Origin of the sequence: Candidatus Tisiphia endosymbiont of Parasteatoda lunata (genome assembly GCF_964030955.1) — a bacterium.
Taxonomy (GTDB): domain Bacteria; phylum Pseudomonadota; class Alphaproteobacteria; order Rickettsiales; family Rickettsiaceae; genus Tisiphia.
This window is the reverse complement of sequence record NZ_OZ035003.1, coordinates 902,770-927,294: the sequence shown is the minus strand read 5'-3', so window position 1 is coordinate 927,294 and position 24,525 is coordinate 902,770. Positions and strand designations below refer to the sequence as shown.

At 33.5% G+C, this 24,525-nt stretch carries 31 protein-coding genes, 1 tRNA gene, 1 rRNA gene, 1 other RNA gene and 1 pseudogene; 17 read left to right on the top strand and 18 right to left on the bottom strand.

The features are described from left to right. The first annotated feature begins 178 nt into the window (after window positions 1-178). Complete coding sequence (gene tnpB / locus AAHN00_RS15020; protein WP_410521371.1) at window positions 179-364, top strand: IS66 family insertion sequence element accessory protein TnpB; 186 nt, start codon at window positions 179-181, stop codon at window positions 362-364. Here tnpB and AAHN00_RS05800 read toward each other — a convergent pair. After that, a complete protein-coding gene (locus AAHN00_RS05800) occupies window positions 361-1,557 on the bottom strand; it encodes an IS66 family transposase (RefSeq protein ID WP_342272386.1) in 1,197 nt (398 codons plus the stop codon). The genes tnpB and AAHN00_RS05800 overlap by 4 nt on opposite strands. Before the next feature lie 215 nt (window positions 1,558-1,772). Continuing rightward, complete coding sequence (locus AAHN00_RS05795) at window positions 1,773-2,006, bottom strand: hypothetical protein (protein ID WP_250310741.1); 234 nt, start codon at window positions 2,004-2,006, stop codon at window positions 1,773-1,775. Between the two features lie 352 nt (window positions 2,007-2,358). On the opposite strand from AAHN00_RS05795, the gene AAHN00_RS05790 reads away from it, so the two are divergent. Next, complete coding sequence (locus tag AAHN00_RS05790) at window positions 2,359-2,523, top strand: hypothetical protein (protein WP_342272385.1); 165 nt, start codon at window positions 2,359-2,361, stop codon at window positions 2,521-2,523. Window positions 2,524-2,807: 284 nt separating this feature from the next. Further along, a complete protein-coding gene (locus AAHN00_RS05785) occupies window positions 2,808-2,945 on the top strand; it encodes a hypothetical protein (RefSeq protein ID WP_342272384.1) in 138 nt (45 codons plus the stop codon). Window positions 2,946-2,970: 25 nt separating this feature from the next. On the opposite strand, the gene AAHN00_RS05780 is transcribed toward AAHN00_RS05785, so the two are convergent. Then, on the bottom strand, window positions 2,971-4,155 hold the full coding sequence (locus AAHN00_RS05780) for an IS3 family transposase (protein WP_342270912.1): 1,185 nt from the start codon (window positions 4,153-4,155) through the stop codon (window positions 2,971-2,973). Between AAHN00_RS05780 and AAHN00_RS05775 the strand changes: the two genes are divergently transcribed. Continuing rightward, a complete protein-coding gene (locus AAHN00_RS05775; protein ID WP_342272383.1) occupies window positions 4,156-4,470 on the top strand; it encodes a hypothetical protein in 315 nt (104 codons plus the stop codon). Here the strand turns inward: AAHN00_RS05775 and AAHN00_RS05770 are convergent. Then, the gene (locus AAHN00_RS05770) at window positions 4,447-4,785 is read right to left on the bottom strand and encodes a hypothetical protein (RefSeq protein WP_342272382.1); all 339 of its coding nucleotides are present in this window, start codon (window positions 4,783-4,785) and stop codon (window positions 4,447-4,449) included. The genes AAHN00_RS05775 and AAHN00_RS05770 overlap by 24 nt on opposite strands. Before the next feature lie 76 nt (window positions 4,786-4,861). Here AAHN00_RS05770 and AAHN00_RS05765 point away from each other — a divergent pair. Continuing rightward, a pseudogene (locus AAHN00_RS05765) lies at window positions 4,862-5,320 on the top strand (HD domain-containing protein); the annotation flags it as partial. Window positions 5,321-5,501: 181 nt separating this feature from the next. Here AAHN00_RS05765 and AAHN00_RS05760 read toward each other — a convergent pair. Continuing rightward, entirely contained in the window at window positions 5,502-5,729 is a 228-nt protein-coding gene (locus tag AAHN00_RS05760; protein WP_342272381.1) for a hypothetical protein, read from the bottom strand. A 495-nt stretch (window positions 5,730-6,224) separates the two neighbouring features. Between AAHN00_RS05760 and AAHN00_RS05755 the strand changes: the two genes are divergently transcribed. After that, window positions 6,225-7,205, top strand: coding sequence for a transposase (locus AAHN00_RS05755; protein ID WP_342271025.1), 981 nt, complete (start codon window positions 6,225-6,227; stop codon window positions 7,203-7,205). On the opposite strand, the gene AAHN00_RS05750 is transcribed toward AAHN00_RS05755, so the two are convergent. Together AAHN00_RS05750 and AAHN00_RS05745 are read right to left on the bottom strand one after the other, a co-directional pair. After that, complete coding sequence (locus AAHN00_RS05750) at window positions 7,182-7,484, bottom strand: hypothetical protein (RefSeq protein ID WP_342272380.1); 303 nt, start codon at window positions 7,482-7,484, stop codon at window positions 7,182-7,184. The two genes, AAHN00_RS05755 and AAHN00_RS05750, sit on opposite strands and share 24 nt — an antisense overlap. After that, on the bottom strand, window positions 7,451-7,888 hold the full coding sequence (locus tag AAHN00_RS05745) for a transposase (protein WP_342270975.1): 438 nt from the start codon (window positions 7,886-7,888) through the stop codon (window positions 7,451-7,453). Before AAHN00_RS05745 ends, AAHN00_RS05750 begins: the two co-directional genes overlap by 34 nt. A 376-nt stretch (window positions 7,889-8,264) precedes the next feature. On the opposite strand from AAHN00_RS05745, the gene AAHN00_RS05740 reads away from it, so the two are divergent. The 3 genes from AAHN00_RS05740 (at window position 8,265) to AAHN00_RS05730 (ending at window position 9,582) form a co-directional block, all read left to right on the top strand. Beyond that, a tRNA-Asp gene (locus AAHN00_RS05740) sits at window positions 8,265-8,341 on the top strand. 388 nt (window positions 8,342-8,729) lie between these two features. After that, entirely contained in the window at window positions 8,730-9,269 is a 540-nt protein-coding gene (locus tag AAHN00_RS05735; RefSeq protein WP_342272379.1) for an Arm DNA-binding domain-containing protein, read from the top strand. 103 nt (window positions 9,270-9,372) lie between these two features. Then, window positions 9,373-9,582, top strand: coding sequence for a hypothetical protein (locus tag AAHN00_RS05730; protein WP_342272378.1), 210 nt, complete (start codon window positions 9,373-9,375; stop codon window positions 9,580-9,582). A 184-nt stretch (window positions 9,583-9,766) separates the two neighbouring features. On the opposite strand, the gene AAHN00_RS05725 is transcribed toward AAHN00_RS05730, so the two are convergent. The 6 genes from AAHN00_RS05725 to AAHN00_RS05700 form a co-directional block, all read right to left on the bottom strand. Further along, window positions 9,767-10,474, bottom strand: coding sequence for an IS6 family transposase (locus tag AAHN00_RS05725; protein ID WP_342270905.1), 708 nt, complete (start codon window positions 10,472-10,474; stop codon window positions 9,767-9,769). 115 nt (window positions 10,475-10,589) lie between these two features. Continuing rightward, on the bottom strand, window positions 10,590-10,757 hold the full coding sequence (locus AAHN00_RS05720; protein ID WP_342272377.1) for a hypothetical protein: 168 nt from the start codon (window positions 10,755-10,757) through the stop codon (window positions 10,590-10,592). Window positions 10,758-10,986: 229 nt separating this feature from the next. Next, window positions 10,987-11,970, bottom strand: coding sequence for an Rpn family recombination-promoting nuclease/putative transposase (locus tag AAHN00_RS05715; protein WP_342272376.1), 984 nt, complete (start codon window positions 11,968-11,970; stop codon window positions 10,987-10,989). 49 nt (window positions 11,971-12,019) lie between these two features. Next, window positions 12,020-12,910: an IS982 family transposase gene (locus AAHN00_RS05710; protein WP_342270939.1), complete on the bottom strand. Its 891-nt coding sequence runs from the start codon at window positions 12,908-12,910 to the stop codon at window positions 12,020-12,022. A gap of 87 nt (window positions 12,911-12,997) precedes the next feature. Further along, window positions 12,998-13,150, bottom strand: coding sequence for a hypothetical protein (locus tag AAHN00_RS05705; protein WP_342271157.1), 153 nt, complete (start codon window positions 13,148-13,150; stop codon window positions 12,998-13,000). A gap of 198 nt (window positions 13,151-13,348) precedes the next feature. Then, window positions 13,349-13,990 (bottom strand): IS6 family transposase, encoded by a 642-nt coding sequence (locus tag AAHN00_RS05700; protein ID WP_410521434.1) that lies wholly within the window; start codon window positions 13,988-13,990, stop codon window positions 13,349-13,351. A gap of 113 nt (window positions 13,991-14,103) precedes the next feature. Between AAHN00_RS05700 and AAHN00_RS05695 the strand changes: the two genes are divergently transcribed. Further along, window positions 14,104-14,811 carry an IS6 family transposase gene (locus AAHN00_RS05695; protein ID WP_342270905.1) on the top strand — a complete coding sequence of 236 codons (708 nt, stop codon included), beginning with the start codon at window positions 14,104-14,106 and terminating at the stop codon, window positions 14,809-14,811. Window positions 14,812-15,071: 260 nt separating this feature from the next. Here AAHN00_RS05695 and AAHN00_RS05690 read toward each other — a convergent pair. After that, a 16S ribosomal RNA gene (locus AAHN00_RS05690) occupies window positions 15,072-16,574 on the bottom strand. Between the two features lie 435 nt (window positions 16,575-17,009). Between AAHN00_RS05690 and AAHN00_RS05685 the strand changes: the two genes are divergently transcribed. Then, a complete protein-coding gene (locus tag AAHN00_RS05685; RefSeq protein WP_342272375.1) occupies window positions 17,010-17,222 on the top strand; it encodes a hypothetical protein in 213 nt (70 codons plus the stop codon). Window positions 17,223-17,238: 16 nt separating this feature from the next. Here the strand turns inward: AAHN00_RS05685 and AAHN00_RS05680 are convergent, their stop codons facing one another. From AAHN00_RS05680 to AAHN00_RS05670, 3 genes are read right to left on the bottom strand one after another with little or no spacing between them, the layout of a single operon-like run. Beyond that, window positions 17,239-17,502: a hypothetical protein gene (locus AAHN00_RS05680; RefSeq protein ID WP_342272374.1), complete on the bottom strand. Its 264-nt coding sequence runs from the start codon at window positions 17,500-17,502 to the stop codon at window positions 17,239-17,241. A 51-nt stretch (window positions 17,503-17,553) separates the two neighbouring features. Beyond that, window positions 17,554-18,702, bottom strand: a complete 1,149-nt coding sequence (locus tag AAHN00_RS05675) for an FAD-dependent monooxygenase (protein WP_342272589.1) — start codon at window positions 18,700-18,702, stop codon at window positions 17,554-17,556. Continuing rightward, complete coding sequence (locus AAHN00_RS05670) at window positions 18,702-18,962, bottom strand: monovalent cation/H+ antiporter complex subunit F (protein WP_342272373.1); 261 nt, start codon at window positions 18,960-18,962, stop codon at window positions 18,702-18,704. The genes AAHN00_RS05675 and AAHN00_RS05670 overlap by 1 nt, the downstream gene beginning before the upstream one ends. Before the next feature lie 108 nt (window positions 18,963-19,070). Here AAHN00_RS05670 and AAHN00_RS05665 point away from each other — a divergent pair, with 108 nt between their 5' ends. The 6 genes from AAHN00_RS05665 (at window position 19,071) to AAHN00_RS05635 (ending at window position 23,810) form a co-directional block, all read left to right on the top strand. Continuing rightward, window positions 19,071-20,072, top strand: coding sequence for an NAD(P)/FAD-dependent oxidoreductase (locus tag AAHN00_RS05665; RefSeq protein ID WP_342272372.1), 1,002 nt, complete (start codon window positions 19,071-19,073; stop codon window positions 20,070-20,072). Beyond that, window positions 20,072-20,956 carry a bifunctional 5,10-methylenetetrahydrofolate dehydrogenase/5,10-methenyltetrahydrofolate cyclohydrolase gene (locus AAHN00_RS05660; protein WP_342272371.1) on the top strand — a complete coding sequence of 295 codons (885 nt, stop codon included), beginning with the start codon at window positions 20,072-20,074 and terminating at the stop codon, window positions 20,954-20,956. Before AAHN00_RS05665 ends, AAHN00_RS05660 begins: the two co-directional genes overlap by 1 nt. Continuing rightward, window positions 20,953-21,756, top strand: a complete 804-nt coding sequence (locus AAHN00_RS05650; protein WP_410521418.1) for an outer-membrane lipoprotein carrier protein LolA — start codon at window positions 20,953-20,955, stop codon at window positions 21,754-21,756. The genes AAHN00_RS05660 and AAHN00_RS05650 overlap by 4 nt, the downstream gene beginning before the upstream one ends. A 36-nt stretch (window positions 21,757-21,792) precedes the next feature. Then, window positions 21,793-21,888, top strand: an RNA gene (gene ffs, locus AAHN00_RS05645) — signal recognition particle sRNA small type. A 29-nt stretch (window positions 21,889-21,917) separates the two neighbouring features. After that, window positions 21,918-23,474, top strand: coding sequence for a DNA polymerase III subunit gamma/tau (gene dnaX, locus AAHN00_RS05640; protein ID WP_342272370.1), 1,557 nt, complete (start codon window positions 21,918-21,920; stop codon window positions 23,472-23,474). Between the two features lie 12 nt (window positions 23,475-23,486). Beyond that, window positions 23,487-23,810, top strand: a complete 324-nt coding sequence (locus AAHN00_RS05635) for a YbaB/EbfC family nucleoid-associated protein (RefSeq protein WP_342272369.1) — start codon at window positions 23,487-23,489, stop codon at window positions 23,808-23,810. A gap of 142 nt (window positions 23,811-23,952) precedes the next feature. Here AAHN00_RS05635 and AAHN00_RS05630 read toward each other — a convergent pair whose 3' ends face one another. Further along, entirely contained in the window at window positions 23,953-24,519 is a 567-nt protein-coding gene (locus AAHN00_RS05630) for a cell cycle transcriptional regulator TrcR (protein WP_341755474.1), read from the bottom strand. Between the last annotated feature and the right edge of the window lie 6 nt (window positions 24,520-24,525).

Genomic DNA, 24,525 nt, shown 5'->3' with positions numbered 1-24,525 from the left:
TGTCACAACACAAAAAGAATATATCTGTGAAGTGTAAGATTTTGTTAAAAAATATCTGTATGATTCATTCTTATCTTTTCTTGATAAGATATTTAAAATTTATGTTGAAACGACGCACTGCAAGTGCGGGGTTTTTCTCCCAAAGTGGGACAATAAAAACAGAACTGCCATTAAAATTTTGTCCTTTGACGGTCAAGGCTTTTGGCTATGCTCTAAACGCCTATCCAAAGGTAAATTTACCGCAAAACTTTTCCCATCTGATAATTCATCTTATCAAATTTGTTATAGAACCTTACACATTCTTATTCATAATGGTGATCCTAGTTCTGCCAAATTCTCTAATGATTGGCTTCCTGTCGTTTAAGCTGCTGTCTCGATTAATTCCGTATTATTCATATATCTTGCATAGGCAAAAGGCGTATAATTCGCAGGACGCTTCTTTGCTTTGCTACTCTGCTCTTGTAGCCAATTTAAATATTTAAAGGCATTGATCTCGTTCTCACTACAAGTCTTTACTATACTATACAGACCACTATGTATCTCAGCACTATTGATTGTTTTAAAGAATAATGAATTCTTCCTTTGTAAAATAATGGTACGCAGTGATCTCTCAGCCCAATTATTATCAAGATTGCTAACTGGGATTTTTAAAAATTGGGTCAAACCTTCTTTATTATTTATCCAATATTTCATAGCTTGTCCAAGCCTACTATTAGGCTCAACTTTCTTGTCGTTAAATAATTCGTCTATTTTGTTATATATGTTTTCTATATATTTACTGCTATGTTCCTGATGATACCCAAGTTTTTCTTCAGGACTCATCTCTTTACATTGATGTTCATTGTGGTAAATCCCTCGTGTTTGTTTGAGAAAATATCCGCATTCTTCAGGGTAATATAGTTCATTCTCTGTAAATTTTCTCTGACCATGTGACAAACAATTGATCATCACTATTATTGCCAGTAATTCTTGATCTGCTTCTGATAATACCGGGTTATTATTGTTACTTGCGTCAGTCATTAATTGGATAGAATCTGTTCTATTCTTACGATTCTTTAGTACGTTACCTATATTTTCTCCACCATGCCTATTACCGGTAAAATATAAAACTATCACCTCATTATTTACAGTCTTAGCACATATTGTAGTAGTATAACAGCTGCGTCCTTTCTTATTTTGAGTACGTAATTTCTTATTGGCTATAGTAATTTCTAAAATCCTAGCTCTAGTATCATCAAGGTTCAGTGAACTACATTCGGCAGCCATTTCCAATAATACCCCGTAAATTTCAGCTCCACCACCTTCTTGCCAAACATCTAAATATTGTTGCCAGAGCGAGCTATATGCCACAGGAACACCACTTAAACTTTGCAGCCTAGATAAACGGTAGAAAGGAGTACCATAGGTCTTTTGTAACACTATTGCACTTCTGCTACTATTTGTCCATTTGTTGATATTTTTATTGTTCATAACTATATAATCACAAGCATTACAACGTAGCGTTTTCTTTACATATCTGTTGACTGTAATTGGAGCATTACCTGTAAATTGTAGCAATTTTCTAGCTTCACTATTATATAGTTTGCCATTACAACAGTGAGGACAGCTATCACCACTACAAAAATTCTCAGGAGTTAAATAGCTGGTATTCGCATCCTTATAATCATCAAACCCATATTTACCTTGCCAATTACTACGATCTATCTTTTTGGGCTTATCGCACTCTTCTTCATTACCACCATTCCCGTTATCAGATTCACTTGGCGGTTCTTTTAATGAATCTGAACTATCTTTTTTTTGTTATCTGCCTTAAAACCAATCAGCATTTCCTTAAGCTTATTTATACTGATATTTGATGATGCTAGCTTGTCTATTAGCTCATTACAAAATTTCACAAGTTCTACTATCGTTTGCTGTTCATCTCCCGTTAATGAACTTTCCTTGACATGTTGTATTAGTTCTTCTCGTTCTTCAGCACTTAAGGTCGCTACTTTTGGTTTTTTCATTTGATTAATTATCATTATTATTAATATTTCAAATGTTATAATATAATTGGTACTTTTTCAACTAGTTTTTATTACAAAACTTACGCTATGTTATCTCAAGTATGACTAAAAACCTTGGCTGAAAGCCATTTTTTCATAGTAAAGAATTTTAATAATATCTCAGTACAAAGCCACTTATCATAAAACATAGCGTAAGTTTTGATTAATCGGTGATATTTGCATAGTAGAAACCCAAATTTATACAGTTAACCACTCTGCACTGCAAGTGCAGAGCTTAATATTACGGCATGAATGCCTAATGTATATACTAACTTAAAAGTTAGAAACTATTTGTGTATGGTTCATTTAAAAAGTGTCACAACACAAAAAGAATATATCTGTGAAGTGTAAGATTTTGTTAAAAAAATATCTTATCTTATCTTATCTTTTCTTGATAAGATATTTAAAATTTATGTTGAAACGACGCACTGCAAGTGCGGGGTTTTTCTCCCAAAGTGGGACAATAAATTCATACTAGCAAAAAAATTAGATAGTGTTACGCAGTTTTGCTGCAAGTATACCTTACTTCAGATAATGCTTTACCACTATATCTTACGCTACTTGCTTGTAAAAATGATTTATATAAGTCTTTGCTACATTTTGATCTTGCCATGCTTAACTAAAACTCTTTCTTGCTAGATTAACATATTTTTTGCTAAGTGCGAAACTCCTGATAATGTTAGCTTAGAAAGTTTAGAGATTCCTGATGAGGGACTAAAAATTCACCTACGTGGATACGGTTGGGTTACGGTATTTAAGTTTGTGGCAAAAAATGGTCGCATTGATTACATAACAACTAACTTAGAAAATCCAACACGTGAACAAATAGAGAAAATTGTTAAGGCACGGTGGTCTATAGAAGGAAACTGGACTGATTTTTCAAGACAAATTTTTCACTAATTTTGTTTCCCATTTTACATAATTTTTAAGCTGCATTTTGTAAGTAATCAAGATACACGTTCATCGGTTTTTTATAACCAATACTTGAATGGAATCTTTGATTGTTATATTTATCCATGTATTTATCAATACCATCTTTAAGTTCTGCGATATTTTTAAAATCATTTATAAATATACAATTATATTTTAAAGTTCTAAAAAATCTTTCAATCACAATATTATCAATGCTTCTACCCTTACCGTTCATTGAGATTTGTATATTATTCTCTTTTAGAATTCCCGTATGCTCATGTCCAGTATATTGACTACCCTGATCACTATTGAATATTTGTGGTGCAGGGTATTTATTCAGTGCATCTTTTAATACATCGGTTACAAGTGATGCATCCATAGAATTAGATACTTTATAACTTAGTATTGCCTTACTATGCCAATCTATAATCGCCACAAGATACATAAATCCTCCGTTAGTTCTAATATAAGTAATGTCACCACTCCACACTTGATTAACATAAGGTACATGAATAGTTCTATTCGTTCCTGATTTGTGCCAGTACGGCTCAAGCAAATAGCTATAAATTTTATGTTGACCATCCTTCACAGAAGTAGATTGCTTTTTATGAGGATGAATAGCTTCTATACCCATTATTCCCATATATTTAAGCACCCTATCTCTGCCCACATTAAAGCCGTCTTCCAATAATTGTTTGTATATATAACGATAACCATACTCAGGGTTATCCGTATATATTTCATCTATTCTATTTAAAATATCAAGATTATATAAGCTCATTACTTTAGCTTTATAATATACTCCAGATCTGCTTATCTTTAATAGTTCACATTGCCTTGTCTTTGCTAACGTACTCAGCTTGGGGTCGACAAGACTTTTCTTATTTGATAAGTCCAAGCTGTTTAGCTTTCCCACCGCCCAGTCCCTCTCGACTGTAGCCTTACCTAATGCTTTTGCAAGTTCATCGTTTTGATTCTTAAGTTCACTAATCTGCCCTTTGTACTCACTAACAGCTTTTGCTGGCTCAAATGCCAATGACGCATTATCTAAAAATTGTCGTTTCCAGTTTTGCATAGTTTTAGCCGTTACTTCATATTTGACCGATAACTGACCTATTGTTGATTCTTCTTTTAACATCTCTAATACTATTTTAGTTTTTGCTTCTGCACTAAAATTTTTAATTTGTTTTTTACCCATTTGTTTCTCTTTAATTTTATTTATTATTCTATACTTATTGAGAAACAAAAATACCTGCTTCTTTGTCTAATTTTTTCAGTCCATTATAAAGTTTATCATCGAGAATTAAAACAAACTTGTGGTATTGAACGCTGTCAGGCACGCACGGGTCGAGCTCAGAGAAATCATATTTGCCTTGCCGTATTTGCTTGGCTCGATATGAACAAAAGGAGGATAAATGAAAAAATTACTTTATATCAACAAACTTGGGAAGTTATAAAAACATCAATTCAGAACAACATTAGATGCCTTTTAGCTGATTCGCAATTTTGCTAACTGCGAAACTCCTGGAATCAACATATTTAGCGGTATGAATAATCGTGCCATTAATTCAACAAATCTATTATAACTCAAGGCTTTGGGAAAATCATCCTTATCCATGCACTCTATATAACTTTTATAGAAAAATTTAAAATTCTTAGCATAGGATGTATGAAACATAATTATTATTGTTAACATTTCACTTAGACTCATGCTACAACAGCGATTTCTTTGCTTATTTGATGGTAATAACTTTCTCTGTTCATACTCCAAATAAATTTTACAAAAATCATCTATAAAACTATATAATTCTGTGATATCTTTTCTCATGCCTGTAGTTTGTTTTTTTGTTTAAAAATATAAATACTGCAGGCACTCCTTTTTGACAATCCTTTTATCTATTACTATTTCATCTAAATCTTATCCCGAACTGACGTGTAAGATGAATGAGGAAGTAAATCGTCCAATAGATATTAACGAAGTCAAAAAAGCAATATATTACGCCAAGAAATATCATGGCAGCCAAATGCGCCAGTCAGGCGAGCCTTATTACTCCCATCCACTAGAGGTAGCATATATGATTTCTGATTATCTTTTCCGCACTGACATTATTGTTACCAGCATACTACATGATACCATCGAAGATACAGAACTTACCGAAAAGATGATTGCCTATATCTTTGGGAAGCAGGTTGCTAGTCAAGTAGAAGACTTAAGCAGGAACAAGCCTCACGGGAAGATTAGCTCGGCGGAAACATTAGATATATTACTTCAACAAGAAAAATATGATGTGGCATTGATTAAATTATTTGATCGAACTCATAATATACAAACTCTAGAAACTAAATCGTCTCCCCGTCAAAAGTGCTAAAAATTAAGAAAAATTCAAAATTTAATACCTTAGCCAAAAATTCTTGTATAAAATTTGAGAGTTTAATTTTTTTGATTTAAATTTTTGGTACAAAAAGATGATTTTTAGAGAATTTTTGCATGATGATTTATTAACGATTTTGTAATTATTTGATTATTTTTTTACTGACTAATTTCTATGTAGAAAAATTTGTTTTGAGTAAATGATTCGCAATACACCGTAAGTTCAATCCTACAGCGGAAATTAACGGATTAATGACATCTCCTATTACCCCTTTCAGGTAGTTTCTGCCAACTCTACCATAACTTTTAAGATGCCCTATTATCGGTTCTATGGCACTCCGTCTCTTGAGCATTGCCTTATCATCTGACGATAGTTTCTTCTTGCAATATGGGCTATACACTTTGCCCTTCTCCTTAAAATTATTCCCCTTGTAACCTTAGTCAACAAAGGTTCTTGCTACTTCAACTCCTGTTAATTCTTTTACAATCTCTACAGTCTCCGATAATGTATGCCCATCATATGGATTGCCATGAAAAGATTTTGTCCCTAATACAAAGTTACCCCGACCACTTACTGCTATCGAAACCTTATTACCAAACTCGTATGGCTTGTTTAATTTCCCTTTACCAATGCACTCTACCTCCGGTGCATGAAAACTATATAATATTTTATTCTCTTCTCTTCTTTATATTGTTCTTTTTCTGCTTTACTCAATATAGATTGTACTTGTATCTTTTTTATCTTATTCAGTATTTCTTGTTGTCTTGCCGATAAACTTAACTTTGCTTTAGCTATTTCTCGCTGACATATCCTAACTAAACGACCCAGTAATACTCAGGAGTTTCGCACTTAGCAAAAAATATGTTAATCTAGCAAGAAAGAGTTTTAGTTAAGCATGGCAAGATCAAAATGTAGCAAAGACTTATATAAATCATTTTTACAAGCAAGTAGCGTAAGATATAGTGGTAAAGCATTATCTGAAGTAAGTCCAATAAACCTATCTCATGATAGTGCAAGTCGATGGTTAAATAGTAAGGATTTCCGCCCTAGCGGGATCTACAGAGAAGTGTCAAAATATATTGATAGGGAAGCTTCTTGTTTATTAGTGGGAGATGACACGTTATTGTCAAAGCAATACAGTAAGAAAATTGAGCTTGTACATTATCAATATTCTGGAGCTGTACATGATGTTATACCTGGTATAGGGATGGTCAACTTACTGCATTACAATGCTAAAACTGATCAATCTACCCCTGTAGATTATAGAATATATGATAAAGAAACTGATGGAAAAACAAAGAATGAGCATTTTTGTGATATGCTTACTTTAGCTAAGGAAAGAGGGATCAATCCTGATGCAGTAGTAATGGATGCGTGGTATAGCGGTTTGGAGAATTTGAAACATATACGTAATTTAGGTTGGACATGGGTTAGTAACCTAAGAAAAAATAGAAAAGTTAATCATAATGTTAGCTTAGAAAGTTTAGAGATTCCTGATGAGGGACTAAAAATTCACCTACGTGGATACGGTTGGGTTACGGTATTTAAGTTTGTGGCAAAAAATGGTCGCATTGATTACATAACAACTAACTTAGAAAATCCAACACGTGAACAAATAGAGAAAATTGTTAAGGCACGGTGGTCTATAGAAGTTTATCATCGAGAATTAAAACAAACTTGTGGTATTGAACGCTGTCAGGCACGCACGGGTCGAGCTCAGAGAAATCATATTTGCCTTGCCGTATTTGCTTGGCTCGATATGAACAAAAGGAGGATAAATGAAAAAATTACTTTATATCAACAAACTTGGGAAGTTATAAAAACATCAATTCAGAACAACATTAGATGCCTTTTAGCTGATTCGCAATTTTGCTAACTGCGAAACTCCTGATACTTTTAAATGCCTCATTATTTTCTTACGCTTCTTGGCTTTACTATTATCCTTATATTTCCATAATTTTAATATATCTCTTTTATATTGCTTGGCATATGTTTCATTTAACTTGATGCCTAAGGCATGACATAGCTTTACTAGCTCTATTCTTGCCTTATCCATCAAGTACACATCATGGGGATACTTAATATTCTTAATTTGTACAGTAGTATCAACTATTATCGATGCTAAGTCTTTTTTTTTACTACACCTGCTTTGCATCCGATTCTTATCAGCTCCTTTAATATCTCATTGTAGCCATCTTCTCCTAATATAGTACGAAACCGACGGATACTAGCTTCTGATATTTCAGCATCTTTCTGCAAATATTCCCAACCACAAAAATACTGCCAATATACGTTCTCTCTTAACTCTTCCTCAGTCGCTGCATCTGACAGGTTATACATCGCTTGCAGCATAGTCACCCCAAGTAACAGGCGGTGACATCTGCGATTCCTACCAAATTTCTTAATATCAACATTTGCTGACAACCATTCCTCTAAACTAGACCAATTTATTAATGATCTTAATTTATATAATTTATTATTGTGGTTTAATTCTTCGGTCAGTTTGTAACCAAAAAGTTGTCCTTGTCTTTGCAACTTTGTTATATTTTCTATCGGCATTAATCAGATAATCCTTAAGTTTTTTGCCAATATTATAGCTTTTTCTTATGGATTCTCTATATATTTTTATCTGCTAAGCATATTATATATTATCCTTCTAGACTTTTGACGGGGAGACTTTCTAATATAAGCAATCAAGTTAAATTAGTTACTGATGAGTTCTTGACAGGGTAGTTGACTTTATATATATTACGGCTTACCTATATATACTCGATGAAAATCAAGAATTGCGTTGTCGTCTTCAGGGATCGTAGGTAGCCACGTACTAAATGTACTCTCCGCTCCTTGACCCTTCGATTCCTGCTACTATCATAATTTTGATCTTCGTCTATCAACTCTTCATTTACGAGTAGTATATCATAGTAAGCCTGATAAAGGGGGTGTAGCTCAGTTGGTTAGAGCGTCTGCCTGTCACGCAGAAGGTCGCGGGTTCGAACCCCGTCACTCCCGCCAAATAGGCATAGTAACATCCCTATCTCTCGAGGTTTTTCTATTGTCAAAAGCCTAGATTTCATAGTATTTCCTCCTATTAATTAAATCAACACTCGATATAGTATCTAACATTAAATCACTTGTCAATTTACAATTAATTTCTAGCATTTTTGTCGGAAAAAGCACATATAAAACACATATCAAAATAGTATTTTTAACAAATTTTTATTTAAATTTTTTTGAATCTTCATTAATATAAATTAGTGCTTGCAAATTACTTTTGTCAGCGGTAATTAATCATCGATTAAGCCAATCTGAGGTTAAATATTCAACTATCCTTTAAAATATTTTAGAAAAATTAGATTTAGCTTAACCATTTAATAACTAGAATTTATTTAATTAGGTACGTATGGCAAGCAATTCATTTAATTTTACTAAAGAGGCTATAGATAAAATTATCCCTCCTGAATTTACAAAAGATCATAAAGGCAAAATTATTCGTCCTGAAATTGTCCAACATGTTTATAGAGATACCAAAGAAAAGGGGTTAGTCTTAAACGTATCGTATTTAGGAACTAAAAGTTTTTTTCTAGCCAAGACAATTAAGGGTATCCGTTACAAAATTATACTAGGTTCTTTCCCTGATGTGTCAGTTATAGAAGCAAGATCAAAGATAGTAGATTTAAAAAATCAAATTGCTAAAGGTATAGACCTTCATGCAAAATCAACTAATAAACAATATAATGAATTAACCTTTAAAGAGCTATTTGACATATATATTGAAGACTATGCTAAGCATAAGATAGAGCGTTGGAAAGATGTCATTGCTGATATTGATAGGCAAGCAAAACATCTCTATGACAGAAAGATATCCACTATACAGAAAGATGATATCCAAAAGATTTTTAATGATCTCACCAAGGCTGGTAAAAAAGTAATGGCCAGTTAACCACTCTGCACTGCAAGTGCAGAGCTTAATATTACGGCATGAATGCCTAATGTATGTACTAACTTAAAAGTTAGAAACTATTTGTATATGGCTCATTTAGAAAGTGTCACAACACAAAAAGAATATATCTGTGAAGTGTAAGATTTTGTTAAAAAATATCTGTATGATTCATTCTTATCTTTTCTTGATAAGATATTTAAAATTTATGTTGAAACGACGCACTGCAAGTGCGGGGTTTTTCTCCCAAAGTGGGACAATAAATGTGCTACAAGATTTTCAGGCATATTTAAGAGAGGGATTGAATGGGGATTAGTAAAGTATAATCCGGCATTGGGTATTATAAAAGGTTCTGTCGCATATGTTGGACAATAGAAAAAAGATTGATATAATGATCTAAAAAAGATGTTAAGATGTTTCGTATTACTGCAAGATTATTAGGTTTTGTCGCATCTATAAATCATACTACATCAAGATTGTTAAAACTAAGGTTTTGGACATTATGATGCCATTAACATAGCAAAATTCTCAAAAGTAGAAAGATTATCATTAGCTCCAATTATTTGTCTTTTTTGCATCATACGAATATTTTCTATACCGGTAATAGTCATTTCTGCAGAATGAAAACTCTTAAAACCAAGCATTGGCTTTGTACGTTTTTTGATAAACCTATGATCTTGTTCTACAAGATTATTCAGGTATTTGGTCTGAATAACCTTAATTTTATAATCTTTAGGAACTTCTGTATTCAAATCATTAAGAGCAGCCGTATTACTACCGCTTTTATCAATTACTACTTTCTCAGGAAAATTATTCTCTCTAAAGGCTTTACGAAAAAATGCAAGTGCTGCAGGCTTGTCTCTATGCTTACGTAGCAGAAAGTCTACAGTATTACCAAGACTATCTAGTGCTCTATATAAATAAACCCATTTACCGTTTAATTTAATATAAGTCTCATCCATTCTCCAACTACTACCAACTGGCTTCTTTCTTTTTCTAACCACCTGATCTATCAATGGTACAAATTTTATAACCCATCTTTGTAATGTAGAGTGATCAATTTTTGCTCCCCTTATACTCATCATTTCTTCCAAATCTCGATAACTTAAAGAAAATCGGCATTTCATATAGACAAATAACATTATTATTTCTGGTGAAGAACAAAATCCTTTGAAATATGATAATAATCTTGCAGTAATACGAAACATCTTAACATCTTTTTTAGATCATTATATCAATCTTTTTTCTATTGTCCAACATATGCGACAGAACCGGATTTGATACTTTACTCTTATTCTTCATATTAGCCTCATGTAAGTTGTTTTAATTAATTTTATTGTCCCACTTTGGGAGAAAAACCCCGCACTTGCAGTGCGTCGTTTCAACATAAATTTTAAATATCTTATCAAGAAAAGATAGGATATTTTTTAACAAAATCTTACACTTCACAGATATATTTTTTTGTGTTGTGACACTTTCTAAATGAGCCATACACAAATAGTTTCTAACTTTTAAGTTAGTACATACATGAGGCATTCATGCCGTAATATTAAGCTCTGCACTTGCAGTGCAGAGTGGTTAACTCCTAACTATTTTTATAACTTACACAAACTTTCTGACACCCTCTTTCTAAATGGCTAATTTGGGTTTATTTTTTATAATCATATTAGCAATCATAAAAATTTTGCTCAGCTTATCTCAAAATATTACTAAAAATAAATTATTTTTTCTGAGCAAGAGATTGAATAAAAGATTTGCTAAGACCAGTTACAGCAGAAATAAAGGCAAAATCAGAGCCTTGAACTAACATTTTTTTTGCTATTTCAACTCTCTCTTCAGCTTTACCTTCAGCTTTACCTTCAGCTTTTTTAGCTTCACCAATCTGGATACCTTTAGCTTCACCAATCTGGATACCTTTAGCTTCACCAATCTGGATACCTTGAACTATACCCTTTTCTACACCCTCATCAATATATTTCTCAGCAATAGTTCTCATAATATTCTCCTCTTCTGTTGCAGTTAAATGACTAGCTATTAGCTTCTCTAGCTCTTGTTGCCTACCTTCTTCTATCTTAGCGTCACTATACCATAAAAATGATTTTATGTAAATATATCCTGTTGCCTTATCTATACTAATATATGGTTTAAAATTTGTTAAAAGTTCATCCCATAACTTCAATATATCTCGCTTCTGTATATTTTTCATCATAAATTGTAACATACCAAAATGTTGCTTCTGCTTTATCTCATCATCAGACATTGCTTGTAAATCTATTAGCTTATAATCCTCACACATTAGTTGCTTTGCAAGTTTGGGATCGCTAAATAATTCAAACAAATTCTTTGGCACATTAAATCTTCTAGTACCATGATAAAACACCATTGGTACTATCAACGGTATTTTATTCCTACCTTTTTTATGTCTTTCAGCTAATAGCAACATATATTTCCATAATTTGAGTGCCATCCAATATTTTGGTCTTATCTCCGCCTCAATCAACACATACACAAAGGCTTGCTCATTATCTTTAGTCTTAACAGAATAGACTAAATCACTAAGAGCTCTTTTTAGATCATCCTCAACAAATGATTCTTTCTCTATTGTTATTTTGGTTAAATCAACTATTTCCTTAACCTCTTCTGGTAAATAATGCTCCAAAAATTCTTGGGCTGCTATTTGATTGACCATTATCTTTTTAAACAATGCATCATGTTTTAGTTGTTTTGACATATTCTTAATTAGTTAATTAACCTCAGTTTGATGCAAGATGAAGGTTGAGATTGTTTAATTTTCCAAAAGCTACAGAAATTTTATTAGGTTTGAAAACATAGGCAAGTAGCCCAGCTAATACATTAGTTTGAAAATTCATAACAGATCTATGCCTTGTATGGTCTATATGAAAAAGGTTTTTCAATTGATCATTAATGGTTTCAATAATGTGCCTTTTATTTAAAAACTGCTTTTTAATAGGATCTATTATTCTTTCTTTCATATTACTTTTAATTTTTGTTATTAGTTCTAAACCTTGATTAGCAAGGGATTGAGTGAGTTTTTTACTGATATACCCACGATCACCAAAAAGCCAGCCTTGTAATTTATCTACTAAATTTTCCACCACTGCTCTATCATCGACATTTCCAGGAGTTAAAGAAAAACTCATAATCTCTCCGCAACTGTTAATGACAATATGTAGCTTACAGCCAAAGAACCACCCAGTGGAAGTCTTACCTCTTTTTGCTATGTCTTTGAATACTTTATGTCTATTAATTCTTAAATTATGGCAAGCAGGAAGTTTAGTAGAGTCGATATAATATTGACCAGTTTGTTTTCCTGTTAGGCTTTTTAGCAGTAACACCATGGGCATGAAGCTCATTGGCATTAACTGAACAAAACGACTATAGCTCACAAGTTTTGGAAATTCCTTTCTATAACTTTGGCATAGGCAGCATAAATAAAAATCTTTAAAGGTACGGTAGTGACTCAAGTGAAACATTACTATAATAGTAATAATCTCTGAGAGTCCTATACTGCAGCCCACTTTACGCTTACGGTTAGGATTTGGTAATATATATTTATTTCGCTCCGTATCAAAATGCTTGCAAAAATCATCAATTAAGCAGAAAATCTCCGTAAGAGGGATCATAATATATTCTCCAATTTTGTCATTATTATTAGAGAACTTTATAATCCCTCCCTTCTTAATTTTCAAATGTTCTTTCTTACGTCAAACTCAGGTTATAATAGTAATAATCTCTGAGAGTCCTATACTGCAGCCCACTTTACGCTTACGGTTAGGATTTGGTAATATATATTTATTTCGCTCCGTATCAAAATGCTTGCAAAAATCATCAATTAAGCAGAAAATCTCCGTAAGAGGGATCATAATATATTCTCCAATTTTGTCATTATTATTAGAGAACTTTATAATCCCTCCTTTCTTAATTTTCAAATGTTCTTTCTTACGTCAAACTCAGGTTAATTATTATTATTTTTAATATAACCTATATAGTACCTTTAACTAAGTTTTGTCGCATCTATAAATCATACTACATCAAGATTGTTAAAACTAAGGTTTTGGACATTATGATGCCATTAACATAGCAAAATTCTCAAAAGTAGAAAGATTATCATTAGCTCCAATTATTTGTCTTTTTTGCATCATACGAATATTTTCTATACCGGTAATAGTCATTTCTGCAGAATGAAAACTCTTAAAACCAAGCATTGGCTTTGTACGTTTTTTGATAAACCTATGATCTTGTTCTACAAGATTATTCAGGTATTTGGTCTGAATAACCTTAATTTTATAATCTTTAGGAACTTCTGTATTCAAATCATTAAGAGCAGCCGTATTACTACCGCTTTTATCAATTACTACTTTCTCAGGAAAATTATTCTCTCTAAAGGCTTTACGAAAAAATGCAAGTGCTGCAGGCTTGTCTCTATGCTTACGTAGCAGAAAGTCTACAGTATTACCAAGACTATCTAGTGCTCTATATAAATAAACCCATTTACCGTTTAATTTAATATAAGTCTCATCCATTCTCCAACTACTACCAACTGGCTTCTTTCTTTTTCTAACCACCTGATCTATCAATGGTACAAATTTTATAACCCATCTTTGTAATGTAGAGTGATCAATTTTTGCTCCCCTTATACTCATCATTTCTTCCAAATCTCGATAACTTAAAGAAAATCGGCATTTCATATAGACAAATAACATTATTATTTCTGGTGAAGAACAAAATCCTTTGAAATATGATAATAATCTGGTTCTGTCGCATATGTTGGACAATAGAAAAAAGATTGATATAATGATCTAAAAAAGATGTTAAGATGTTTCGTATTACTGCAAGATTATTATCATATTTCAAAGGATTTTGTTCTTCACCAGAAATAATAATGTTATTTGTCTATATGAAATGCCGATTTTCTTTAAGTTATCGAGATTTGGAAGAAATGATGAGTATAAGGGGAGCAAAAATTGATCACTCTACATTACAAAGATGGGTTATAAAATTTGTACCATTGATAGATCAGGTGGTTAGAAAAAGAAAGAAGCCAGTTGGTAGTAGTTGGAGAATGGATGAGACTTATATTAAATTAAACGGTAAATGGGTTTATTTATATAGAGCACTAGATAGTCTTGGTAATACTGTAGACTTTCTGCTACGTAAGCATAGAGACAAGCCTGCAGCACTTGCATTTTTTCGTAAAGCCTTTAGAGAGAATAATTTTCCTGAGAAAGTAGTAATTGATAAAAGCGGTAGTAATACGGCTGCTCTTAATGATTTGAATACAGAAGTTCCTAAAGATTATAAAATTAAGGTTATTCAGACCAAATACCTGAATAATCTTGTAGAACAAGATCATAGGTTTATCAAAAAACGTACAAAGCCAATGCTTGGTTTTAAGAGTTTTCATTCTGCAGAAATGACTATTACCGGTATAGAAAATATTCGTATGATGCAAAAAAGACAAATAATTGGAGCTAATGATAATCTTTCTACTTTTGAGAATTTTGCTATGTTAATGGCATCATAATGTCCAAAACCTTAGTTTTAACAATCTTGATGTAGTATGATTTATAGATGCGACAAAACCCGCCTAACTAACCAACTCTTAAAATTCATCAAGTATATATATTGGGAAATATTTATTTTGCTAGGCTTGGTGAATATAAAAAAATACTTAAAGAAAGAGCTGTTTTTAAAAGCTTCATAAACAATCAGTTAAAGGTAGTGACAGCGAAAGTCGAACTTAGGCAAATATTACAAAAGTAATATTTGCTATGTTAAGTCTTTAAAGGAGGTAATCCAGCCGCAGGTTCCCCTACGGCTACCTTGTTACGACTTCACCCCAGTCGCTAATTTTACCGTGGTTGGCTGCCTCTTACGTTAGCTCACCACCTTCAGGTAAAACCAACTCCCATGGCGTGACGGGCAGTGTGTACAAGACCCGAGAACGTATTCACCGCGGCATGCTGATCCGCGATTACTAGCGATTCCAACTTCATGCTCTCGAGTTGCAGAGAGCAATCCGAACTGAGATATCTTTTAGGGATTTGCTCCACGTCACCGTATTGCTTCCCTCTGTGGATACCATTGTAGCACGCGTGTAGCCCAACCCATAAGGGCCATGATGACTTGACATCGTCCACACCTTCCTCCGGCTTATCACCGGCAGTTTCCTTATAGTTCCCGGCATTACCCGCTGGCAAATAAGAATGAGGGTTGCGCTCGTTGCGGGACTTAACCCAACATCTCACGACACGAGCTGACGACAGCCATGCAACACCTGTGTGTGGTCCAGCCGAACTGAAGGGATGCATCTCTGCTTCCCGCGACCACCATGTCAAGGGTTGGTAAGGTTTTTCGCGTAACATCGAATTAAACCGCATGCTCCACCGCTTGTGCGAGCCCCCGTCAATTCCTTTGAGTTTTAATCTTGCGACCGTACTCCCCAGGCGGAGTGCTTAATGCGTTAGCTACGAAACCGAAAGAAATTCTCCCGATATCTAGCACTCATCGTTTACGGCGTGGACTACCAGGGTATCTAATCCTGTTTGCTCCCCACGCTTTCGTGCATCAGCGTCAGTTGTAGCCTAGATGACCGCCTTCGCCACCGGTGTTCCTCCTAATATCTAAGAATTTCACCTCTACACTAGGAATTCCATCATCCCCTACTACACTCTAGATTAGTAGTTTTGAAAGCAGTTCCGAGGTTAAGCCTCGGGCTTTCACTTCCAACTTACTAAACCGCCTACGCACTCTTTACGCCCAGTAATTCCGAACAACGCTAGCCCCCTCCGTCTTACCGCGGCTGCTGGCACGGAGTTAGCCGGGGCTTTCTTGGTCAGGTACCGTCATTATCTTCCCTGCTGAAAAGGGCTTTACAACCCTAAGGCCTTCGTCACCCACTCGGTATTGCTGGATCAGGCTTTCGCCCATTGTCCAATATTCCCCACTGCTGCCTCCCGTAGGAGTCTGGGCCGTGTCTCAGTCCCAGTGTGGCTGATCATCCTCTCAGACCAGCTACAGATCGTTGGCTTGGTAGGCTATTACCCTACCAACTACCTAATCTGACGCGGGCTCATCCATCAGCGATAAATCTTTCCTCCGAAGAGAATATACGGTATTAGCATTTATTTCTAAGTGTTATTCCGTACTGATGGGCAGATTCCCACGTGTTACTCACCCGTTTGCTACTAACTAATTCAGAGCAAGCCCTAAATTAATCCGTTCAACTTGCATGTGTTAAGCATACCGAAAGCGTTCGTTCTGAGCCAGGATCAAACTCTCAAGTTTGATTCTGTCTACTTTTTATTCAAAAAATTGACAGGTTTAATTTATCACTTTTAGTGATAAGTACATTTTGCTGTCACTACCTATATCTGATTATTTACTTTTAAAAACAGCTACGAACAATTAATGTTCGTCTTTTCGTAGGAGTAGTTATATGCAAAATCTACCATCCTGTCAACTGGTATTTTGAACTTTTTTTATAATTATATTTAGAGCCACTTTTAATCCTCAACCTAATTTGCTGCTATCCTGATGGCCGAATTTAGCCTCCAATAATAACAGAACGACCAAACGAGTTCCCATATGACCTCAATTATCATCTCTTTAAAAGTTAACCACTCTGCACTGCAAGTGCAGAGCTTAATATTACGGCATGAATGCCTAATTTATGTACTAACTTAAAAGTTAGAAACTATTTGTGTATGGCTCATTTAGAAAGTGTCACAACACAAAAAGAATATATCTGTGAAGTGTAAGATTTTGTTAAAAAATATCTGTATGATTCATTCTTATCTTTTCTTGATAAGATATTTAAAATTTATGTTGAAACGACGCACTGCAAGTGCGGGGTTTTTCTCCCAAAGTGGGACAATAAATACTTCTCTAGGTAATAATAATACCAAGAAGATAATTAATGCAGGTGTTAAATAAACTAACGTTCGTATCATTACTGGAAATCCAATACAAATACATCTTGCTTAAACTCTTTGTCATCACCAGCTTTATTAGTATTATAACATATAATTGTTCCAATAACCGCACAACCCAAAGATAACACTATCTTATATACATCCACTTGTACATTTAATGGTAATTTTAATATTACTATCCCAATTATCAAGCTTATCATAAAATACCAAAACCGTTCTTTAGAACTAACAGCATTATTTTTAAATCGCAATGCTAGTTCTCTGTCATCAAAAAAATTCATTTCAATCCCCCTAGAGTATTTATTTGGCAAAATAGTAAGATATTTTTCATTTTATCTACGACCCATGGCATACTCTACTAACAAATTCTTAATAGGCTGTATATTATCAATAGCTTTAAGCCCCAAACGTCTTAGATACCACAAGGGTTTTGAATGGTTTGAGAAAATACTATTTAAGCTTTCAGTAATCATATACATATGAAAATTATCATTTTGTCTTAATTTTTGATATCGTTCTAGCATTCCTGTACTTATACCACTACTAGCCACTAATTGAGTTAAAGTTTCAATATCCTTTATTCCTTGATTCAAAGCCTGACCAGCTAGAGGATGAATTGTATGGGCACTATCTGCCACAACTGCTATTTTATTATAAAAATATTTACTAGCTATACGAGCCTTTAAAGGAAAAGAGCTAATAGTACTATCTAAAGCAATAGACCCTAAAGAATACCCACAATTTTTACTTACTAAATACTCAAATTCTTCCTTTGGTAAGCTCATCAATAATGCAGCCTGCTCTTGCCTAGTAGTCCATATTATAGATGAGGTCTTTTGGTCTCTGAGAGGTAAAATGGCAAAAGGACCAGATGGCATAAAATGTTCAATAGCACAATTTTCGTGATCTTTCTCATGCTTAATATCAAACGTTAAGGCGATTTGGTTATAGGTTTTCTCTATTTTATTAAAAAAATAATATTGACGAACTTTAGAATTACGTCCATCACAAACAATCAATAAGTCACTATTCATAGTCTTATTGTCATCTAGATATATGGTTGAATGATCAGGTTTACTATCAACTTTTTTATAATCACACTGATCAATTATCTTAATCAAAGGGTTTTTTCTAACATTTGCTAGTAATATTTTTTTAAATTCACTATTTTTTACTATATAACCTAATGCATCATTTCCCTTAATATTTGACATACATAGCATCTCTGGTGCTTTATTATCAACAACATAGACGTCCAACATTTTGCTAGCTATCTTCTCAATCTCAAACCATACATTAAGGGCTCTTAGAAACTGCATAGAAGCAGGGGTTAAGGCGGTCGTTCTGATATGAGTACAAAAATTATCAGAATTTATCGATTGATACTCAAGGATGGTAGTCTTAATATCCTCTTTCGCAAATGATAATGCCGTAAGCATACCACTGAAACCACAACCCAATATTATTATTTGTTTTTCCATCACATCACATTATTAGATTGATTGATAAGATACTTTAAATATGCTCCACTTGCTATAAAACTTAAGAGAAAATAAATTATAGCAATATCTAAATAACAATTATTCATTTTAAATGACCCAAGAAAACAAATGAATAAGGTTATTATACTAGTTAAACTATTTAGCACTAAGAGTTTGACAAAAATATTTACATTTTTAAGTAATAAATAGATCATTAAACCAATAAACAAAATATTGATAATTAAATAAAAATTTATCATGATACAAAATTAATTTAAACTGATTAGTTGATTATTTATCCATTCTAACATAAAATCCCGGTATCGTTAAGAGTTTGACTATTTTTTTATTTATAAAAATTTTATTTTATGCACAACACTGATATTATAATAATTGGTGCAGGTCCAGTTGGTCTATTTGCTATTTTCCAAGCTGGGATGCTTGGTATGCGTTGCCATGTTGTTGACTCGCAGGAGATAATAGGAGGGCAATGTAGCATACTTTATCCAGAAAAACCGATATATGACATACCAGCCTACCCTAAAATTATGGCAGAAGAGTTGATAGCACAATTGGCATTGCAAGCACAACCGTTTAATCCGGTTTATCATCTAAATCAGCAAGTAGTGCAGTTGGAAAAAGAAGAGGGGCAATTCCAAATTACCACTTCTAAAGACACCATAATTACTGCTAAAGTTATTATTATAGCTGCTGGATGCGGTTCTTTTGGACCTAATAGACCTCCATTACCTAATATAGAAGCATTTGAGGAAAAATCAGTATTTTATTTTATCAATAACCGCAATAGTTTTGCCAACAAAGAAATTGTAATAGCTGGTGGAGGCGATTCGGCTGTAGACTGGGCAATATCACTATCTGAAATTGCTAAAAAAATATATTTAGTGCATAGGCGTGAGAGATTTCGGGCAGCGAATGAGAGTATAAGGCAACTCAAAGAACTAGCAGATAATGGCAAAATTGAGTTGGTAATTAATTATCAACTAGACCATTTAGTAGGAAAAGATGGTATCCTAGAAGCAATCGGAGTAAAGGATTTTGAAGGTAATATTCGCACCTTACCAGCAAATATATTATTGCCATTTTTTGGACTTAGCCAAGAACTTGGTCCGATAAAAAATTGGGGATTAAATCTCAAAACTAATCATATAATTGTAGAACCTTCATATTTTGAAACAAATATTTCAGGCATTTATGCAATTGGCGATATTGCTAGTTATCCGGCAAAATTAAAATTAATTCTTACTGGTTTTGCCGAAGCAGCTAGCAGCCTACATCACGCCTATGGCAGGGTATTTGAGGGTAAGGCCTTACACTTCGAATATTCAACTACCAAAGGAGTGCATAAATAGTGAAGGAATACGGCAATATCATCAATGGTAAATATGTTGCAGAACAAATATTATCTAAGTTAAGGGCAGAGATTAATTTAATCAAGGAGCAACATAAGTTAGTACCAACTCTTGCTATTATACTAGTGGGTGATAACCCAGCTAGTAGTATATATGTAAGAAATAAGATCAAAGCAGCAGGAGCAATTGGTATGAACGCTTTGCAAATAAATTTGCCCAGTGAAATTGATATTGACCATATGCTGCATGAAATCAGCATGCTCAACAATGATTCAAATATTTCTGGAATTATCGTACAACTTCCTCTACCTGAACATATCAATAAAAATTTAATCTTATCTGCCATCGATCCTAGCAAAGATGTCGATGGTTTCCATCCTATAAATGTTGGTTATCTACATAGTAACTCAGGCAATGGCTTTATACCTTGCACGGCTCTTGGTTGCATTGAATTACTTAAACACATTGAGAAAAATTTAGCTGGAAAAAATGCTGTAGTTATAGGGCGTTCTAATATTGTAGGTAAACCATTATCAGCTTTATTACTTAGAGAAGATTGTACTGTGACGATATGCCATTCAAGAACTCAAAATTTAAGTTCTATAACTTTCCGTGCTGACATAGTAATATCAGCTACCGGATCCCCTTTGACATTAACAGAAGAATATTTTAACCCTCAATCTATAGTGATTGACGTTGGTATTAGTAAACTTCCTAATAGCGACAAGATGGTAGGAGACGTTGATTTTACCAATGTTGTTGATAAAGTGAGATATATAACCCCAGTTCCAGGTGGTGTTGGACCAATGACTGTCGCTTATTTGCTAAAGAATACACTTAAAGCAGCAAAACAAAATATAACACATATTAGGTATAAAAGATGAGCTGGCTTTGTAAAGGTATTATTGCCATTTATTGGTTTCTAACCATAGCCTATGCTGAAGTAGAGTTCTTGCATAACTCTACTTCTACTGGTAATTTGGGCGTTGGGACTAGACTCGAATCCTCACGTACACTAGAGTACGCTACGATTCTGCGTTCCGATCCTCCTACAAATTCCCTAGTAGAAGCGAATTCTGCTAGAGTTCTAATATTAGAGAATAGATCTTTTGATAACAAAGCTATTGATCAACTTAAAATATATTTACGTGAAATAAAATCCATGGCTGTGGACTTTAGCCAAGAGGATTCAGCAGGGAATAAAGCTGAAGGTAAGTTATTAATAAATAAGCCTTCTAAGTTTCGATGTAATTATTACCCACCATTCCCTTTGGTAGTTATTGGTAATACTAATTATGTTTCCGTGTATGATTATGATATGAAACATGTAAGTCGTATTAAGGCAGAGGAGAATGTATTTAATTTTTTATTAGAAGATAGTATAGATTTTGATAAATATTTCAAAATTGAGTCAGTAATAGATCAAGATAATATGTTTAAAATTACTATTTATCATACTTTATTAGAGCGGCGTAGTCAGATTACCTTTGATAAAAAAACTAAACAAATAAAAAAGCTAGAAATACTTGAAGATGAAAATGTTATTACGATAATATTTAATCATATTGCAAAAGTACAAAAATTTGATGATGATTTATTTAAGCTTAAGAATCCAGACATATTCGGAACACCAAGTAGACTGACAAAAAACGATATAGAAAAAAAATACAATTTAGCCACTTAAATAACTTGCCTCTAGATGATAAAAGAACTATTTTATCATGTGCTAGTAGTGGGCATTGGTGCTGTTCAGGTGGTCAGGTTCGAAAGGAAGCAGCCAAAATAGTCTCTAGTGGGTCATTACTAGCATACTCTTCTGTTTTCAAGAATTGGATTTGAAATCATTTGAGTAGATCATATTTTTGTGAATATACCATAGTGACAAAAACAACTGACCAATATATTAATTTTGCTAGAAAATATCGCCCTACTAATTTCTCTGAGCTATACGGACAAGAAGTTTTAACAAAAATTTTAAGCTATACTATTCTAAAAAATCGTATATCTCAAGGTTATCTTCTTACTGGTATTAGGGGTGTTGGCAAAACTACTTCAGCACGTATTATCGCTAAAACTATTAATTGTACCAATCTGATAGTTGAAGGTGATAGTATTAAACCTTGTGAGAGTTGTCAGAATTGTAGCAGTTTTAATAACAATAACCATCCCGATATAATTGAAATTGATGCTGCTAGCAAGACAAGTGTTGATGATATCCGTAAAATAATAGAAAGTAGTGAATATAAGCCGCTAATCGCTAGGTACAGTATCTTCATAATTGATGAAGTTCATATGCTATCTAAAGGTGCATTCAACGCTCTACTTAAAATTCTTGAAGAACCACCAGCACATGTAATATTTATATTTGCTACTACTGAACCACAAAAAATTCCATTAACTGTAATTTCTAGATGTCAGCGATATGATTTAAGGAGGCTAACATTTGATGAGATTTTTCAATTGCTTCAGTCCATCGCTAAAAAAGAACAGTTAAACGTTGAGATAGAGGCTCTTAGAATAATTGCATCTAGATCTGATGGTTCAGCTAGAGATGCAGTTTCAGTACTAGACCAAGCAACAAGCTTGGCAGCAGGAGACTTGATCACTCCTGAAATCGTTTATCAAATACTTGGTTTGGTGGATACAGCTAGTATAGTTAAGTTTTTTGAATATATTATTCAAAAAGATGCTGCTAAATCTATTGATTTAGTAAACAATCTTTATATGTCTTCAGCAAATTTAGAAACTTTTGTAGCATTAGTTGCTGATTTTACTGCCTATCTTAGTAAAATAAAGATATTACCTAATTATCAAAATCCTATATATGTATCTTTTAATGATAATATTACAAATATTCTAACAAAAATTACTCTTCCTCAATTATCTATTATTTGGCAAATATATAGTAAAGGAATTATAGAGATGAAAACTTCACATAATCAATTGATAGAAGCTGAAATGCTGGTGATAAAATCTATTTACTCCCAGATGTTACCATCGCTAGAAGAATTAGTGGAATATAATGATGCGGAGCAACTAGAACAACCGGTATTACAACAATCAACTAAGAACTATCACATTACCGGTTTTCTTGAGTTTTTACATTTGCATAATGAGATGGAAGTTTATTACAGATTACTAAACCAAGTGGAGTTAAAATCTTTTGTTCTTCAAACTATAGAAATTGCTGGAAGCGATCTCAACACAAAAATAAAAGAACAAATTGCTAATTTATTATTTGCTTGGTCAGGAAAAACTTGGAATGTTATCATTACAAAACAGTTAAAAATAATCACTCTTAAAGAACAATTGCTAAATAAAGTAAAATCAAGTCAAGATTGGAAAATTTTAACACAACACTTTCCAAATGTTACAATTTCAGATATTTTGTTAGAAAATTAAAAGGTACATAGTATGACAAATTTTAATCAATTTTTAAAACAAGCTCAGTCAATGCAGAAAAAAATGCAAGCAATGCAGGAAAAAATGGCAAATGCTGAATATTTTGGAAAAGCAGGTGGTGGGTTAGTAAATATTACCGTTAGTGGCCGTGGAGAGGTTCGAAAGGTCTCTATTGATTCCTCTTTGCTTAAAGAAACAGAGAAGGAATTATTGGAAGATTTAATTGTTGCTGCTTTCAACGATACTAAAAGCAAGGTCGATGAAGATTCACAAAACTCTATGTCTGATGCTTTAGGTAATATTGGTTTGCCACCTGGACTAAAGATGCCATTTTAAATCCTCCCAACTTCCGCATAGAGGATTTGTTACATGGATCATGAGTAGGTCATTCCCGCATAGGCGGGAATCTATAATATCTCATAGCCTTTGCAGGCATGTCTATAGCAACTACCGATCGCGGCTTTTAAATTGCCCTGACTTACTCTTTAACAGTTTTTTCTTGCTTAGATAAAAGCTGTGCTTGCTCAATACTCTTGTCTAATTCTACTTGACTACAAATTCCAAGTAAAACTGGATCACGTGGGCGAATGTTTTTCATGTTCCAGTGACTACGATCACGGATAGCTTCTATGGTTGACTTAGTAGTACCAACGAGTTTTATAATTTGATTATCTAAAATTTCTGGACAATTTTTAAGTAACCAATATATCGCGTCTGGTTTATCCTGACGTCTAGCAATAGGAGTATATCTAGATTGTTGTTTTTTCTTTGTACTTACCAAATCATAGGCACTACTCACAAAAAGTCTTAAACTACTACTTGGATCTTTCGTGCAACGCATTATTTCTTCTTGAGTTAATTGTCCTCCAGCAATAGGATCTAACCCCATAATACCTTGAGACACTTCACCATCAGCAATACCTTTAATTTCAAGCTCATGAACCCCACAAAAATCAGCTATCTGCTTAAACGTTAAAGCAGTATTATCAATCAACCAAATAGCAGTTGCTTTAGGCAGTATAGGTAATTTTTGTTGTGAACTCATAGTAAA